The sequence below is a fragment of the Anabaena sp. UHCC 0204 genome, from assembly GCF_009711975.1.
GTDB lineage: Bacteria > Cyanobacteriota > Cyanobacteriia > Cyanobacteriales > Nostocaceae > Dolichospermum.
Window position 1 is genome coordinate 122509 of record NZ_VIKW01000006.1, and the last position, 16471, is coordinate 138979.

The 16471-nt window shown below is 38.1% G+C and carries 14 protein-coding genes; 9 read left to right on the forward strand and 5 right to left on the reverse strand.

Annotation, left to right across the window (positions count from 1 at the left end):
• Positions 1-81: 81 nt before the first annotated feature.
• Positions 82-756, reverse strand: coding sequence for a Mo-dependent nitrogenase C-terminal domain-containing protein (locus FJR04_RS07145; protein ID WP_168493139.1), 675 nt, complete (start codon positions 754-756; stop codon positions 82-84).
• 237 nt (positions 757-993) lie between these two features.
• Here FJR04_RS07145 and FJR04_RS07150 point away from each other — a divergent pair, with 237 nt between their 5' ends.
• Entirely contained in the window at positions 994-2094 is a 1101-nt protein-coding gene (locus FJR04_RS07150; protein ID WP_168493141.1) for a glutamate--cysteine ligase, read from the forward strand.
• A 24-nt stretch (positions 2095-2118) separates the two neighbouring features.
• On the opposite strand, the gene FJR04_RS07155 is transcribed toward FJR04_RS07150, so the two are convergent.
• Both FJR04_RS07155 and FJR04_RS07160 read right to left on the reverse strand, forming a co-directional pair.
• Positions 2119-3945 (reverse strand): penicillin-binding protein 2, encoded by a 1827-nt coding sequence (locus FJR04_RS07155; RefSeq protein ID WP_168493143.1) that lies wholly within the window; start codon positions 3943-3945, stop codon positions 2119-2121.
• Positions 3946-4211: 266 nt separating this feature from the next.
• Positions 4212-4853, reverse strand: coding sequence for a hypothetical protein (locus FJR04_RS07160; protein WP_168493144.1), 642 nt, complete (start codon positions 4851-4853; stop codon positions 4212-4214).
• A 341-nt stretch (positions 4854-5194) separates the two neighbouring features.
• Here FJR04_RS07160 and FJR04_RS07165 point away from each other — a divergent pair, with 341 nt between their 5' ends.
• The 4 genes from FJR04_RS07165 (at position 5195) to glgB (ending at position 9262) form a co-directional block, all read left to right on the forward strand.
• Complete coding sequence (locus FJR04_RS07165) at positions 5195-5446, forward strand: hypothetical protein (RefSeq protein WP_254445225.1); 252 nt, start codon at positions 5195-5197, stop codon at positions 5444-5446.
• Between the two features lie 233 nt (positions 5447-5679).
• Positions 5680-6348 carry a glutathione S-transferase family protein gene (locus tag FJR04_RS07170; protein WP_168493145.1) on the forward strand — a complete coding sequence of 223 codons (669 nt, stop codon included), beginning with the start codon at positions 5680-5682 and terminating at the stop codon, positions 6346-6348.
• Positions 6349-6370: 22 nt separating this feature from the next.
• Positions 6371-6685 carry a hypothetical protein gene (locus FJR04_RS07175; protein ID WP_168493146.1) on the forward strand — a complete coding sequence of 105 codons (315 nt, stop codon included), beginning with the start codon at positions 6371-6373 and terminating at the stop codon, positions 6683-6685.
• Between the two features lie 285 nt (positions 6686-6970).
• Positions 6971-9262: a 1,4-alpha-glucan branching enzyme gene (gene glgB, locus FJR04_RS07180; RefSeq protein WP_168493147.1), complete on the forward strand. Its 2292-nt coding sequence runs from the start codon at positions 6971-6973 to the stop codon at positions 9260-9262.
• Positions 9263-9417: 155 nt separating this feature from the next.
• Here glgB and FJR04_RS26095 read toward each other — a convergent pair whose 3' ends face one another.
• Positions 9418-10764: a serine/threonine protein kinase gene (locus FJR04_RS26095; protein ID WP_371418156.1), complete on the reverse strand. Its 1347-nt coding sequence runs from the start codon at positions 10762-10764 to the stop codon at positions 9418-9420.
• A gap of 79 nt (positions 10765-10843) precedes the next feature.
• Between FJR04_RS26095 and FJR04_RS07190 the strand changes: the two genes are divergently transcribed.
• The 3 genes from FJR04_RS07190 (at position 10844) to typA (ending at position 13376) form a co-directional block, all read left to right on the forward strand.
• The gene (locus tag FJR04_RS07190; protein WP_168493148.1) at positions 10844-11041 is read left to right on the forward strand and encodes a ribbon-helix-helix protein, CopG family; all 198 of its coding nucleotides are present in this window, start codon (positions 10844-10846) and stop codon (positions 11039-11041) included.
• On the forward strand, positions 11038-11424 hold the full coding sequence (locus FJR04_RS07195; RefSeq protein ID WP_174763514.1) for a type II toxin-antitoxin system death-on-curing family toxin: 387 nt from the start codon (positions 11038-11040) through the stop codon (positions 11422-11424). The genes FJR04_RS07190 and FJR04_RS07195 overlap by 4 nt, the downstream gene beginning before the upstream one ends.
• Before the next feature lie 161 nt (positions 11425-11585).
• On the forward strand, positions 11586-13376 hold the full coding sequence (gene typA, locus FJR04_RS07200) for a translational GTPase TypA (protein ID WP_168493149.1): 1791 nt from the start codon (positions 11586-11588) through the stop codon (positions 13374-13376).
• Between the two features lie 321 nt (positions 13377-13697).
• On the opposite strand, the gene cofH is transcribed toward typA, so the two are convergent.
• Positions 13698-14843, reverse strand: coding sequence for a 7,8-didemethyl-8-hydroxy-5-deazariboflavin synthase subunit CofH (cofH, locus tag FJR04_RS07205; protein WP_168493150.1), 1146 nt, complete (start codon positions 14841-14843; stop codon positions 13698-13700).
• 24 nt (positions 14844-14867) lie between these two features.
• Between cofH and FJR04_RS07210 the strand changes: the two genes are divergently transcribed.
• Positions 14868-16439 carry an LA_3751/LA_3752 family putative glycosyltransferase gene (locus FJR04_RS07210; RefSeq protein ID WP_168493151.1) on the forward strand — a complete coding sequence of 524 codons (1572 nt, stop codon included), beginning with the start codon at positions 14868-14870 and terminating at the stop codon, positions 16437-16439.
• Positions 16440-16471: the final 32 nt, after the last annotated feature.

The following is a 16471-nucleotide window of genomic DNA, read 5'->3' on the forward strand; positions in this document are numbered from 1 at the left end:
TTTTGATTGCTAATATATTCGTGATTCCGGAAATCTTCTACTTCTTATTATGTCACCTAACTACTGACTACTGGCGAATGACTATATATAAGGTGTAATATCCTCACCACAGTCGTCTGCTAGGTAGGAGAGGGCGCGGAAACGTAAACCTACCATTTGTTCATAGAGGGGGTTAATTTTACATAATGGCGGAATATGAACTATTTTCCTGCCAAATAGGGTGACATCTCTTTCAAAGGGACACTGGGAAGGAATCATCTTACACAAAAATTTGGCAACTCTGGGATCTTGAATATCTAACCCGTCTAACCAGTGACGCAAGGGATTTAAAGCGTCTGGATGTGTAGGTACAAGTTCAGCCGATGGAAAATCTTCAGTTTGTGCGGTATCTTCTAGAGTATGACGCAGGGCTGTGAGTAAATTCTCTTGCAGTTCTAATTTTTGACAGAATTGGTGTAAAACTTCATCTTCACTAGGAGAGTATATACCATCAGCGATCGCTACCATGACCGCTGTCCGCAAGAAATTTTCCGCTACAGGTGTACCTTTACCTAATATAGCCGCTAATTCATCGGGTTCGATGATCTCTAGAGAATCCCAGTCAATGGAAGGAGCTAATTCATCTTTGGTAAGATTAGTAATTACTTCCTGTTCTTGAGCATCAAAGTTACCATCAGCCCAAGCAATAGTCAAAAGTCCTCGTAACCAAGCCGAAATTTGTTCGCTACTGTAAGGAGTTTGAGCAGCACTTGTCATAAAAACTCACGCCTTGTAATTTTTCTTATTTAATATTAAGCTACCTTGAAAAGGACTGAACTTCTGTACATTGAACTGGCAAAAATATATGTTCTGTATAGCTAATAATTACAAATCAGGTATCTATAGTCTGTCCAATGTTTAAATAATTAACTCCTATTTCTCCTCCCATATTATTCACAATAGGATCAATTATGGATATAATTGATTATATTTCTCATTAACTGGGTATTGAGTATGTTTTCATTTGGTGTTGAACATGAAGTTGCTTTTCTCAATCATCAAGGAAAGTTTGCAGATTTTCATAATACAAAATTTGCAGATTTCAATCAAATCATTGATAAATTACCCGTATATCCTGATGATTACCCACAATTAAGAGTTGGTGATGCAGGGATTAAAAAAAAGCGTTGGTATATTGAAGGATTTGAAAGATTTAGTGACTCTGAAGAAGTAATTGATTGTGTAGCTAAAGGTATCGAAATTAGAACAACTATCCACTCTACTATTCAAGGAGCAATTGATGAATTAACAACAAGTTTTGGTTTACTAAGTGATGTTGCTGCTAGTTTTGGTTTTTCACCTGTTTTAGCCAGTTTTAATCCTTATACTTGTGTTTTTAAACCACATCCTCCATTAAATGATTTTGAAATTAAACAATTACAAGTTTATCCAGATGAACAAACTGCTCATATTTATATGGTTTCCTATGGACCAGATTTAAATATTTCTCTGGCAAACTTGTCTACGGAAAAGTTAATTGATATTGGTAAAAAGTTAACTTATTACAGTCCTTATATCATTCCTTTTAGTTATAGTTCTCCTTTTTACAATGGTTGTTTATGGGAAGGTTTATCAGTAAGGACTTTTATTAGAACAGGAAAAAGATCAGCGACATTAGTTTTTGTAAAAACAGCAGCAGAACTAATCCAAAGTGTCCCCTCATTAACAAAAATTGCCCGTATTCCCTCAGAGGTAGGGCGAATAGAATTTAAAGCTTGTGATAGTTGTGATAATTTCGCTATTTATGCAGGCTTATTAGCTTTATTAAAAGGTTTAATCTTAGATGAAACTTTATCAGGTAGAGCTATTATACCTGATGCTAGTTTACACCAAATTTCGGCAAAATCTGGTTTTGAAAATACAGATATTTTTGCTAATACCACCAAAATATTACAAGCTGCTGAAATTGCCCTATTAGATGATCCTGATATTCAATTTTTAACACCACTGAAAGGAATTTTATTAGAGCAAAAAACTAAATCTCATGACTTAATTAAGTTATTCCAAAATTTAGGCTCAATCGAAGCCACTCTCCAGCAAACCTATAATGGATAAGGTCATTGGTCATTGAGAGAATTGTCAATTGTCAATTGTCAATTTACTAGGTGGAATTTGCTCAATCGGAATTAGTGCTTCAATTACATTTTTGACAATTGGTGCAGCTACAGTAGAACCATAGGCATTTTCTCCCTTTGGTTCATCCACAACTGCAAACACGACATAACGGGGAGATTCGACTGGCAAAATAGCGACAAAGCTGGTAATTCTTGCACCTTTAATATATCCACCATTAGGACTAGCTTTTTGGGCTGTTCCCGTTTTTCCACCAATCCGATATCCTGAAATTCTTGAGGCTTTACCACTACCTTGACTAACTACTGTTTCCATCATTTCCACTACTTTTTGAGTAGTTGTGGCTGAGAAAATTTGCCGTGGTTCTGGGAGGGGAATTGAATAGTGTATTCGTTCTTTAGCATCAATCAATCCTCGGACTACATGGGGTGTAACTAATTTGCCCCCATTAGCTAATGCTGCGTGTATTTGTACCAGTTGTAATGGAGTTAGAGAAAAGCCTTGTCCAAAAGATGTAGTAGCTGGTTCAATGTTTGAAGTGATAAATTTTTCTTGACTTTTGAGTTGACCACTTACTTCAAAAGGTAAATCCGTGTCAACTTTTTGTCCTAGTCCTAAACGTTCTAACCAGTTGTAGTATATGGAAGGTTTTAATCGTTGCATGATTCTGACCATACCAATATTACTAGAAGTTTGTAAAATCTCCGCAATAGTCAGTCTTCTATAACCAGTTCTTTCCGCATTTTTGATGGTATGTTTACCGATTTGGATAGAACCAGGATCTTCAAATGAATCATCTGGCTTGATTGCGCCATTTTCGAGAGCGATCGCCACATTCACAGGTTTAAAAGTTGATCCCGGTTCATAAAGATCAGCTACAGTCCAATTTTTAAACAGGGAAATATCGGCTTGGGAATATCTATTTGGGTTGTAAGTAGGTTGAGAAACCAACGCCAGTAAAGAACCATCAACTGCATCCATGACAATCACTGCACCACGTTTAGCACTGAATTTGGTCATCTGTTCTTTCAAAGCTGCGCGAGCTAATCTTTGCAGGCGATTATCAATAGTTAATTGCAGTTTCAAATCATCAGAATTTAGAAATCCTTCTGGAGCATGATCGGGCATTAATGCCCCATTACCAGCCCTACTCATCCGCACCGTTTGTCCAGAACGTTCCAGAAGCTTCTCTTGACTGTATTCCACACCGGCTTGGCCACGACGATCAAGATTAACATAGCCCACCACGTCCGCCACCAAATCATCTTGGGGATAAAATCGAGAGTATTTTTGAATAAACTCGAATCCATTTAAACGCAGTGATATTAACTTATCAGCAATAGCTTCTGATACATTAGAAGCTAATAAAATTCCACTACGTTTACTTTGAAATATGTTAATTAAATCGGCTTTTTCTTTACCGATAATCGGACCAATTTTCTCAGCAATTTCCTCCTGGGATTGATCAAATAATTTGGGGTGAGTATATAAGTTATAAACAGGACGGTCAATGGCTAACATATTATTACCCCGATCCACCACCGGACGACGGGGCATATAAGGACGTACATTGACCATTTGCTGGTTTCGCGCCCGTTCAGCCAGCTTTTTTCCCTGAAGAATTTGGAGATTATATAAGTTGAATGCCAACCCTAGCAAAGAAACCATTAAAACACCCCATACTAACAACAGTCGGGATTTAATGTTGGGTGGGTTTTCTGGTATTTTCGGATCAATATTTCCCGGTTGAGGTTGTTTAGAGAATTTTCGTTCTCTTTTAAATTCTAAATTACGTAAGTTTCTGAATTTTGTTTTACTTAATGGCTTCGGCATTGGAGAAACATAGGTGAAATGTGATAAGTAAGAATTTTATCAATGACCGGAAATTGTAGATTTTAGATTTTAGATTAATTAAAAAATTTGGGATATGTTCCCCGTCCTCTACTGACGGAAAAATACTCGCTGCGCTGCGTACGCTTCGCTAACATAAATCCCAAATCCAAAATTTTCAAGCTCTACACTTGTTTGGTGGAGTCAATCCAAAATCGTAAATCCAAAATCGAGTGACCAATAACTGATGAACAATCACCTATTAGATTTTAATATCCAAGTGGAGAAGAAGATTCTGGTTTTGGTTCTGGTTGAGAAGTTGAAAATGACGAATTAGGATTACTATTAGATGTTGGCGGTAAAAAAATTGCCCCTTCAGAAGTTGGTGATACTAGCCCCATACCAGGATTTTCTGCTTCCTGTGCCATCTTGCTAGTCAGTGTTGCATTGGTAGTGTTTAACTGCCGCTCATGACGTTGTAAGCTTTTTACTTTTCCATAAGATTCGCTCCAAAGCTCCTGGGCATATACAGTCCAACCATAAACTATTAACGTTGATATTACTAATAAAAATGCTAAAACTGACGAGTAGCGATTTACTGTATACAGACGTAGTAACCATGTGGGTATAGTTCCTGTATTGCCCATCTTGTATACACTAGTAGTTGGTTTTTTCCCTGGTTCTGGGGTTGAAGTGCGGATTGCTGTGTTACTTCTCCGAGAACCCAAAAAATTTATCCAAGCGTTCCGGGGACTGGACGATTTGACTGCTATCGGTTCACTACCAAGCCGGGATGACTTCTGTGTTTTTGTATCCAGATTCCGAGAACGTCGCCTATTGAATGACAATGGAGATTTGCGCCAAAACCAAGTATTTTTTGCGAAAACTGCTGATTTACGTTCAAAAACCATAATTTTTCTGATATTAAATACTGTATTTTCGTTCAAGAAGCAATAGAGAAGGGATTATTGTCCATGATTGGATAACTAGCAACTTGGGATAAAGTTACTTTCTTGCCTCCAATCTTATACTACTTCTCACAGTATATTTGATAGTAGATGACTGAAGGTGTTTAAAAACGCTCTTGTCTCTCAGCACGCTTTGTGACTGAACTTTGCAATTGCTGAATATTTATGTAACCGTCAAAAAAGGTTGAATCGCCATTATTTGTATTACATATAGATTACAAAAATGTTTCAAAGAGGGATAGTTGAAAATCTGTAATCAGAAAGCCGTGAAAAAAAATCAATAAATGAGGTATGTTATTCAACAGGTGAAAGATTTTATTGCCACAATTGGTGAAAGAGGAGTTATGAAGACAAAGATTTTTGGTTTGGCTTTAATGTTAAGTTTGGGTACTTTGCTTGGAGCTTGTGATGGTGGCACTCAGCCTCCTGCTGATACTACTAGTTCTCCAGCAGCTACAACAGGTGGAGAACCAGCAGATACAGGTGCTACACCAGCAACGACAGCATCTCCCGCGGCCACTCCCAAAACACCCTAGTATGGGTTAGTACATCAATCTAGATAAGTAGTTGATATCTTTGAATACAAAACTCTGTTGACAAAATTGGCGATTTTGTAGATAAAAACTCAAGATACAACTGCCTTATAATGTCAAGTTGGGTTAAAAGCAGGGAAATTCATCAGGTTAGACTACTGGGCTAGATTCAGTTCTTGCCCAGTTGGAGTTTTTTAATTGATTTTGTCAGTAACCAAAATAATATTGATATATATATGTTGTTACTGCAATTTAGTACATCTCATTATTGTCGTAAAGCCCGGTTAGCATTGGGTTATAAAGGAATTTGTTATCAGACTGAAAATCTAACTCCAGGGCTGCATATCTTCAAGGTAAAGTCACTAACCGGATTAACGACACTACCAGTATTATTACCACAAGTTGTCGGACAACCCCAAGCGATCGCTGACTCTACAGAAATCATCAAATTTCTAGAAAGTTATCAGCCTGAACCTGCTTTATTTTTACCTGATTCAGAACAGCAAATCCAAGCGGCAATGTTAGAAGATTGGTTAGATGAAAGTATCGGGACGGCTACCAGGTTTGTATATTATCAATTCCGGGCTGGTGCAGGGAAAGCAATTGACCCATCACTGTTTAGCCAAATGGTAATTCAGGTAGTTAGACAACAATATGGTATTAATGATACTACCGTTGAATTAGCTCAGAAAAGACTAGCCAATGCTTTATCAGTATTATCTATATATTGGCAAAAAAGTGATTATTTAGTGGGTGGGCGCTTGAGTGTAGCTGATATTGCAGCCGCGGCTTTGTTGAGTCCTCTGGCACTGATTCCTGATTATCGCCAGAAATATCCACAGGTTTTTGCCCGAATTATGAATATTCACCAACTATGTGGAGAACCATTACCACCAGGACTTTAGAAATTAGAAATAAAAAAAATTGATGAAACGCATACTGCTGATTGTTTTAAGCGTTACTACTAGCATTTTAGTGGGGTTAACTGGTCATCATGGTCAAGCAGTGATAGCATTACCGCCACCAGAGGATATACCAGAGGAAATATTGCGGACACAGATTATACTAGAAGCGCGATCGCCTATTAATGGCAATCAGATCACAGCCGCAGAATATAGCCACCTACAAGCAAAATTACAAACAAGCCCTCCATCAAAACTAAATACTAACCTCCGTGAGCAAATATTCTTGTTACAACTACGCAAAGGCTTATTACAACTTTTCCCGTTTTTAAACATTTAGTCAGGCGATCGCCAATCACCTATTTCACTACCGAGAAGAATCAGTACACATTCTGATGTACGATAACGGTGGCGAAAAAAATGCAAATAAATGTAAAGAATATATATAAACCGCGTCTACCTTGAGAACCGTAGTTTTTTGTAATTTAGAGTACATCTGACAACTCAAGCGAGAACAGAACCGAATAATATCCCCTTTGGAAAAACTATAGGTTTTAACTTAGACGGGGTTTAGATTTTAAAAAAGTAGATTTAGTCAATCACCATATTTCACATAGGTAGCTTCATGTCCATAACCACGGTCGCCCCTGAACAGGTTCAAAGTATTGTTGGGAATCAACATCACAATCCGTTTGAAATTCTGGGTTCTCATATCATCGAGCAAAATGGTAAAACTGTTTGGGCTGTGCGAGCATACCTCCCAAATGCGATCGCTGCCTGGGTAGTAGTTCCAGAAGAACGCAAAGAATACCCCATGGACACAGTTCATGATCCTCACTTTTTTGAATGCACCATTGAAACAGCAGAACTGAAAAACTATCAGTTACGCATTAAAGAAGGAGAACATGAGCTAGTCATTTATGATCCTTATGCCTTCCGCTCTGCCCACTTAACAGAATTTGACCTCCATCTATTTAGTGAAGGCAACCACCACCGCATTTATGAGAAACTAGGAGCGCACACCACAGAAGTAGATGGTGTTAAAGGGGTTTATTTTGCCGTTTGGGCCCCCAATGCCCGCAACGTTTCCTTATTGGGAGATTTTAACCTGTGGGATGGACGCAAACACCAAATGCGGAAAGGACATACAGGCATTTGGGAATTGTTTATTCCGGAAATAGGTGTAGGAGAACATTACAAATACGAAATCAAAAATTTTGAAGGACATATTTACGAAAAATCTGATCCCTATGGTTTCCAACAAGAACCACGTCCGAAAACAGCATCTATTGTTACCGACTTAAATTCCTACACCTGGAAAGACGAAAACTGGATGGAAAAGCGGCGACATACGGACCCCTTGACTCAACCCATTTCCGTCTACGAAGTCCATTTAGGCTCTTGGTTACACGCCGCTAGTGCTGAACCTGCCAAATTACCGAATGGAGAAACTGAAGCTGTAGTTGTCGTTTCCGAACTAAAAACCGGCGCACGGTTTCTGACTTATCGAGAATTAGCCGATAAACTCATTCCCTATGTTAAGAGATTAGGATATACCCATCTCGAATTACTACCAATTGCAGAGCATCCCTTTGATGGTTCTTGGGGTTATCAAGTAACTGGTTACTTTGCTCCTACATCCCGCTTTGGTACTCCAGAAGATTTCATGTATTTTGTGGACGAATGTCATAAAAATGGCATTGGTGTAATTGTAGACTGGGTTCCTGGTCACTTCCCCAAAGATGGTCACGGTTTAGCTTTCTTCGATGGTAGTCACTTGTATGAACACGCTGACTCCCGTAAAGGTGAACATAAAGAATGGGGAACTTTAGTATTTAACTACAATCGCCATGAAGTTCGGAATTTCTTGGTGGCTAATGCCCTGTTCTGGTTTGATAAATACCACATTGACGGAATTCGCGTTGATGCTGTCGCTTCTATGCTCTACCTTGACTATTGTCGAGAACCAGGAGAATGGTTGCCTAACGAATACGGTGGGAGAGAAAATTTAGAAGCTGCGGATTTTCTTCGTCAAGTTAATCACCTGCTATTCAGCTATTTTCCCGGTGTGCTTTCTATCGCGGAAGAATCCACCTCTTGGCCAATGGTATCTTGGCCTACTTACACAGGAGGATTGGGTTTTAACTTAAAGTGGAATATGGGCTGGATGCACGATATGCTGGACTACTTCAGCATGGACCCTTGGTTTCGTCAGTTCCATCAAAATAACATCACTTTTAGTATGTGGTATAACCACAGCGAGAATTTCATGTTAGCTCTGTCCCATGATGAAGTGGTGCATGGTAAGAGTAATATGATCGGCAAAATGCCGGGTGATGAATGGCAGAAGTTAGCTAATATCCGTTGTTTGTTTACTTATATGTTCGCTCACCCCGGCAAAAAAACCATGTTTATGAGCATGGAATTTGGACAGTGGAGTGAGTGGAATGTTTGGGCTGATTTGGAATGGCATCTATTACAACATGAACCACACGGAAAGTTAAAAGATTTTTTCCAGTCTCTTAACCATCTTTACCGTTCTGAACCTGCTTTATACACTCAAGATTTTGAGCAAGAAGGGTTTGATTGGATTGACTGTAGCGATAACCGTCATAGTGTCGTTTCTTTTATCCGTCGTGACAAAAATTCTGATAATTTCCTGATTGTTGTTTGTAATTTTACACCCCAACCCCATTCCCACTATCGTATCGGTGTTCCTGAGCAGGGCTTCTATACGGAGTTGTTCAATAGTGATGCCCGTCAATATGGCGGTAGTAATATGGGCAATTTAGGTGGTAAGTGGACTGATGATTGGTCTTTGCACAATCGTCCTTATTCTTTGGATTTATGTTTACCACCTTTGGGAGTATTAATGCTCAAGTTGGATAAACAAAAGTCAGCACAAGTGATGGAATAATACGGTGAGTAACACCTAGACCATAAATGCCCGATTTCTTAGGAACATCGGGTATTTTCGGTTTGGTGTTGAGGTTTAGAAGGATTGAACCACGAAGACACGAAGGACACGAAGGAAGAGAAGAAGAAGAGAGAATTTATTGTTTTCAACTAAAATTAGTATTTTGCATTTCTACAAGCTTTGTCCATCATTTCTTTTGCTAATGGATGATATCCATTATTATTGAAAAATGCTAAAATAGACTCTTTCACTTGATAACTAATTGCTTCATTGGTTGTGACCAATCTAGCAAAGTGTTCACAGTTCCATCCTAATATACCATAGTCCCAATTTTTGAATAATTCATAAGCTATTAAACATCTATCAAGAACTTCTTTTCTGGGTAATAATTTTATATCTCTTGCTCTTTTAGCTTTTCTCGGAATCGGGAAAATAGCAAATCCATTTCCACCAAAGTTAAAGGCGTGAGTATCAGATCTAGTTATGTGATAATGCAGTGTAGGATCTTTGCGATGTTCTCTATGATGTATCAGATATCCTGCATTAGAACTATTATAATTAACATGAATTTGAAATTCACCGACGATATCATCTATTGATTGAGACTGGACTATTTCAAAAGATGACAAATTGATATTTGTAGTTGGAATGCTTGTAATATTCAGAATAGATAACCACTCAATTATTGACTGAGGACGATTTTCCGGCTTGATTTCCATTCCTTTAATTATGGCATGATTCACTCTGTCACTAATCTTTGAATTTATCTCTTTCGCTTCTTCCAATTCTGTACCAATTGCTCTCATTGGTGATATAGTTGGTAATTCTCCAGTTAACAAAGAATACAAAGTTGCAGCTAAAGCATAAACATCTGTAAATGCTCCCCTTTTTGCTCTTTTATCATATTGTTCAATTGGTGCAAAACCATCAGCTAACATTTGCGTATGTGTTTGAATCAAATTATGGGAAAATTCCCTTGCAATCCCAAAATCAATTAATACCGCTGCTGATTTTCCCGAACGTATCATTATATTTTGCGGTTTTACATCTCGATGTAATAAACCATTATTATGAACTACAGTTAACGCTTCTCCTATTTGTTGAATATATTTTAAGGCTATATCTTCAGACAAAACACCATGATTTTCTACTAAAGTTCCTAAATCTTCACCATCAATATATTCCATCACCATACACCAAAGATCATTTTCATTAATGACTTCGTAAATTTGGACAATATGGGGATGAGTGCATTTAGCTAATTTAATCGCTTCGTTAATAAAATCTTGTTGAAATTTAGCAAAATCAGCACGTCGTTGTATTGCATCATTCAACGTTTTGATAACCACGAAATTTCCATTATTATCTCTAGCAAGATATGTGATACCAAAACCACCTTCACCTAATTCTTTTTCTATGGTGTATTTACCATTTTGTAATTGCTGTCCTGATAACCAAGCCATAACCTGTAAATTTATAGATTTATAAGTTAATTTTGGCACAATTTCAGTTGTAAGTGCTAATTACAGATTGTTCTCTGTTTAAAATAGTAGAAAACACTAACTTCTATCAAAAACTCCTATGGCTGCAATCACTATCAATATTCCAGAGGAACAATTACAACAATTGCAAGTAATGGCACAAGCAAACGGTATCTCTCCTGAAGAATTATTACGTGCTACTATAGAAGACTGGCTCAATTATCCAAAAACTGATTTTGAGCAAGCTGCAAATTATGTACTCAAGAAAAATTCTGAATTGTACCGTCGTCTCGCATGATACGTTACCTCACATTACTTGAAGTCCTGTATCTGCACCGTCAAGTAATCAACCAGTCTGGTGGAGCTTTGGGTATCCGCGATTTAGGTTTATTAGAATCTGCTGTAGCTCAACCCAAAATGACTTTTGGGGGACAAGATTTATATCCTACAGTTATTGATAAGGCTTCTGCGTTGGGTTTCTCTCTCATCAAGAATCATGCCTTAGTTGACGGTAACAAGCGCACTGCTCATGCAGCCATGGAAACTTTTCTGGTTTTGAACGGGTTAGAAATCGTTGCTACGCTTGATGAGCAAGAACAAATGGTACTGATGTTAGCAGATAGCCAGTTAGGGCGTGAAGATTGGACTGGTTGGTTGCAGGAAAAAGTTAGACCAATCTAAACCGTACTTTTGATATTTATTATCAAAATAACAATATTTGTGACAATTGAGGTAGAATTATTAAAGGTTCGTTACAGAATGGAAAAATCATCCCCAACTCTGTTAAAAGAGCCAAAAATTAGCTACTAATCTAAAAACACTAAAGTTTACCGAAACCCTCTATGACGCTCCCAATTCGTAACGTCGCCATCATCGCTCACGTTGACCATGGTAAGACCACCTTGGTTGATGCTCTCCTCAAACAGTCCGGCATTTTCCGTGAAGGTGAAGACGTTCCGGATTGTGTCATGGACTCCAACGATTTGGAGAGAGAAAGAGGAATTACGATTCTTTCTAAAAATACAGCAGTTCATTACAAAGAAACGCTGATCAATATTGTTGATACTCCTGGACACGCTGACTTCGGCGGAGAAGTAGAACGGGTACTCGGCATGGTAGACGGTTGTTTGCTGATTGTTGATGCCAATGAAGGACCAATGCCCCAAACCCGCTTTGTACTTAAAAAGGCTTTGGAAAAAGGTCTACGTCCTATCGTTGTTATTAACAAGATTGATCGTGGACAAGCTGACCCCCACATTGCTGTTGATAAGGTGTTGGATCTGTTCTTAGAATTAGGCGCAGATGAAGACCAATGCGACTTTAAGTATCTGTTTGCTTCCGGTATGGCTGGTTTCGCTAAAGAAACTTTGGAAGAAGAAGGGGTAGATATGCAGCCCCTATTTGATGCGATTCTTCGCCATGTCCCTGCACCCGTGGGAGATCCTAACAAACCGCTGCAATTGCAAGTTACCACCCTAGATTATTCTGAATATTTAGGACGGATTATCATTGGTAAAATTCACAATGGAACTATCCGCGCCGGACAACAAGCCGCTCTAGTAGTAGAAGATGGTAGCATTGTCAAGGGCAAAATTACCAAGTTGATGGGTTTTGATGGTTTGAAGCGGATAGAAATGCAAGAAGCTACCGCAGGTTATATTGTGGCTGTGGCTGGTTTTGCTGATGCTTACATTGGCGAAACTATTACAGATCCTAATGAACCACTGGCTCTACCATTAATTAAGGTGGATGAACCAACTTTACAAATGACTTTCTGGGTGAATGATTCGCCTTTTGCTGGTCAAGAAGGTAAATTGGTAACATCTCGCCAAATCCGCGATCGCTTGTACCGCGAATTAGAAACAAACGTAGCATTGCGCGTTGAAGATACCGACTCTCCCGATAAATTCCTGGTTTCTGGTCGTGGTGAATTACACTTAGGCATATTAATCGAAACCATGCGCCGTGAAGGTTTTGAGTTCCAAGTATCTCAACCTCAAGTAATTTACCGCACAGTTAACGGTCAACCTTGCGAACCTTATGAACTCCTAGCTTTAGACGTTCCCGCTGATGCAGTTGGTAGCTGTATTGAACGGTTGGGACAACGGAAAGCGGAAATGCAAGATATGCAGCCTGGTGGCGGCGATCGCACCCAACTAGAGTTTATCGTCGCAGCCCGTGGTTTAATCGGCTTCCGGGGTGAATTCATGCGAATGACTCGTGGTGAAGGCATCATGAACCACAGTTTCCTTGATTATCGTCCCCTTTGCGGTGATATTGAAGCCCGCAACAAAGGCGTTCTCATCTCCTTTGAAGAAGGTGTTTCTACTGCCTACGCGATGAAAAACTGTGAAGATAGAGGCGCATTCTTTATCAGTGAAGGAACTAAGGTTTACAAAGGGATGATTATTGGTGAACATAATCGTCCCCAAGATTTGGAATTGAACGTTTGTAAAACTAAGCAGTTAACTAACCATAGATCCTCTGGTGGTGAAGAACTTACTCAGTTACAAACACCCATAGACATGAATTTGGAACGGGCTTTGGAATACATTGCTCAAGATGAATTGGTGGAAGTTACACCTGAATCTATTCGTCTTCGCAAGATGTCGAAGAAATTGGTGAAACGCTAATCTGTATGGGTGGGGGAAACCCCATCCTTTTTTATTGGTGATTCATAATTAGGGCTTATATCAATTTTAGGAAAATTTGTATTTTTGCAATAAGCAGCCTCTATTCTCGATATTATTGATAATATTTTCAATTATTTGACGAAGTTTGGTTTTTTCAGCGATTGATATTGACACGGAATTTTTTTTCTGGTATTTTTAGTTAAAATCACAAGGCGTTGCTATAGGGTTTAAGATTATTTGTTCTCACGCAGAGACGCAGAGACGCGGAGAGAAACAAGAGAGATTTATACTTCTCCGAGATGTTGAATGTGTAGAATAACTTCATTCACCATTACCGATTTCTCGATACAAGGTATCCCTTTGTTTGTAAGGTCTTTTCAGGGAAGCGATCGCACTTTGTAAAGTTTCCACTTCCATGCAAGTCCCACCTACAGCCCCGGCCATTGTGGTAATGTGTTCTTCCATTAATGTACCACCTATATCATTACAACCCCATTTTAAGGCTTCTGTCGCACCATCTAGCCCTAATTTAACCCAACTTGGTTGATGATTGGGTATGTAATTTCCTAAATAAATTCTGGCTACGGCTGTTAATAACAGGGCATCAGCTAGTACAGGTTGATCTCGTCCTACCCGTCGTCGTAAGGATTTAGGTGCTTCTTGTCCGACAAATGGTAAAACAATAAATTCGGTAATTCTCGCCGGGTATCCTGTTTCTATCGCCCTTTGTTGGAGCGATCGCAATTTTTCTAAATGGCCAATTTGTTGTTCTGGGGTTTCAATATGCCCCGATAACATGGTGCTAGTAGTTGGGACACCTAATTTATGGGCTGTACTCACAATTTCTAGCCAAGTGGCTGTATCAATCTTTTCTGGACATAATACCCGTCGTACCTCATCATCTAACACTTCGGCGGCTGTTCCCGGCATCGAACCGACACCAGCATCTCGCAAAGCGATAATGACATCAGTGTAGGAAATTCCATCTAATCTGGCGATAAATTGGATTTCTTGGGGAGAAAAAGCGTGTAAATGTAGATGAGGAAATTCGCTTTTAATGGTTTCTACTAACTTGAGATAGTAAGGTAATGATTTACCATTGATTTGTGCTTGGGGGTGTAATCCCCCTTGCATACAGATTTCCGTTGCGCCTCGATGCACTGCATCTGTAGATTTTTCTAAAATTTGCGCCCAATTTAACCAATAAGCATCAGCATCACCATCATCCCGGCGGAATGCACAAAAGCTACAATGCTGTTCACAAATGTTGGTAAAATTAATATTGCGATTAATTACGTAAGTAACCGGATTCCCAGCTTGTTTTTGCCGGAGTTTATCTGCTGTAGATTGAATTTGAGCGATCGCTTCTGGGTCACTCTGTTTTAATAATACTACTGCTTCCGATTGTGATATATTAAACCCTAGCAATGAATGATCCAGAATACTATCCAAAGTTATATTAGTCACAGGTCATTAAAATTTTATTAACGTATGAATAAATTAAAAGCCACAGCGCCCTTGTTGATAATTCTATCAGGTGTGATTTTTTCTTTATATCTGGTATGGCAAGTACCAGATGATATTTATTTTAGTGGTGATGGTGGACTCAAAGCATTGTTAGCTAAACAACTTAGTTCTGGTAATCTGCGCTTTGATTTAGACTTACAAGTACCCCAATGGGTGCATAATCTATGGAATGATGGGTTATATCCTTTTGAAGCCCCATTTAGCTATAAAATTAATAACCTTTATTATATCACATTTCCTTTTACATTTCCCCTAGTTACTGCCCCATTTTATGCCATTTTTGGTTATAGAGGATTTTACATAATTCCCTTAGTTTCCACATGGATAATCTGGGTTAATTTTTATCGTCTCTGTCAATCTTTTAAATTTAATCAGCTAATTATATCCATTGGTTTAATTACCCTAATTTTTGCATCTCCCCTAACTATGTATAGTTCCATGTATTGGGAACATACACTTGCAGTATCTCTGGCATTTACTGGCTTAGTTATTATTTTTGCCAACAGAGAAAAAGAATTTACCAACAAAGAAGCTATCCTCAGTGGTATATTCATTGGTTTATCAGTTTGGTTTAGACCAGAATTTTTAGCCTTAGTAGTTATTTTAGTGGTATTAGTAGTTGCTTCCTATTTAACCAAGCTCAATTTTATCACTATTATCCAATATAAAGAAATAATATTTCTTGTTAGTTTAATATCTACTATTTTGTGCTTTTTTGCCATGAACGCAATGATTTATGGTCATCCTTTAGGCGCTCACGCTTTCCAAGTTGTCGAAAATTTTTCTCTACAAAAAAGAATATTGAAATCAATCAAATTTTTTAATATTCTCAAAAACGAACTCCTAAAATATTTCCCTATTACATACTTTGCTGGGGTAATTTTCATCATTTCCTTATTCAGACACGATTTCAAATTAAAACCTGCGGTTAATCAAATATTATTAATATCAGGTTTATTTCTGTTGATAGTTCCTATTCTGATTCCTAGTGATGGCGGTAAACAATGGGGTCCAAGATTTTTATTAATCCTTGTACCACTAATAAATTTTATAGCAATTTCTGGTTTAGATAAAACTTGGAAAATCAAAGATTTGGGAATAAAATATATTAGTTTAGGAATTTTATTTGTCCCATTAATATTGGGATTTAATCTCAATACAATTACAGCAGCTTCTCCTGGAAAATTTAGAAATGACAATATTGAAGTTCTTAATTTTTTGCAAAAAGATAGTAATAAAATCGTAGCTGTAGCCAACCAGTATGTTGGACAAAGTTTTGAAACTGCTTTTAAACAAAAAATATTTTTTCTCACTAAAACACCTGATGATATGCGTAAATTAGGTTTAACATTGCATGAACAAGGTTATAAAAAATTTATCTATATATGTCCTGGTTATGATCAATGCTTTTCCTCTCCCCAAATACCTGAGAAATTAGAATTAGCTGCAAAACCGAACAATCTAACTATTCAGATCAAAAAAATTCAAGAAAATCAAAGATACAGAATAGAAGAAGCTACGATTACTGCACAATAAAGTCAATAAAATCAAATTCAGAAAAATATAAA

Excerpts from the sequence above, each read along its gene's own strand:
- FJR04_RS07155 (WP_168493143.1), bottom strand. The coding sequence starts at position 3,945 with ATGCCGAAGCCATTAAGTAAAACAAAATTCAGAAACTTACGTAATTTA.
- FJR04_RS07150 (WP_168493141.1), top strand. The coding sequence starts at position 994 with ATGTTTTCATTTGGTGTTGAACATGAAGTTGCTTTTCTCAATCATCAA.
- FJR04_RS07195 (WP_174763514.1), top strand. The coding sequence starts at position 11,038 with ATGATACGTTACCTCACATTACTTGAAGTCCTGTATCTGCACCGTCAA.
- glgB (WP_168493147.1), top strand. The coding sequence starts at position 6,971 with ATGTCCATAACCACGGTCGCCCCTGAACAGGTTCAAAGTATTGTTGGG.
- FJR04_RS07145 (WP_168493139.1), bottom strand. The coding sequence starts at position 756 with ATGACAAGTGCTGCTCAAACTCCTTACAGTAGCGAACAAATTTCGGCT.
- typA (WP_168493149.1), top strand. The coding sequence starts at position 11,586 with ATGACGCTCCCAATTCGTAACGTCGCCATCATCGCTCACGTTGACCAT.
- FJR04_RS07175 (WP_168493146.1), top strand. The coding sequence starts at position 6,371 with ATGAAACGCATACTGCTGATTGTTTTAAGCGTTACTACTAGCATTTTA.
- FJR04_RS07190 (WP_168493148.1), top strand. The coding sequence starts at position 10,844 with ATGGCTGCAATCACTATCAATATTCCAGAGGAACAATTACAACAATTG.
- FJR04_RS07165 (WP_254445225.1), top strand. The coding sequence starts at position 5,195 with ATGAGGTATGTTATTCAACAGGTGAAAGATTTTATTGCCACAATTGGT.
- FJR04_RS07170 (WP_168493145.1), top strand. The coding sequence starts at position 5,680 with ATGTTGTTACTGCAATTTAGTACATCTCATTATTGTCGTAAAGCCCGG.
- FJR04_RS07160 (WP_168493144.1), bottom strand. The coding sequence starts at position 4,853 with ATGGTTTTTGAACGTAAATCAGCAGTTTTCGCAAAAAATACTTGGTTT.
- FJR04_RS07210 (WP_168493151.1), top strand. The coding sequence starts at position 14,868 with ATGAATAAATTAAAAGCCACAGCGCCCTTGTTGATAATTCTATCAGGT.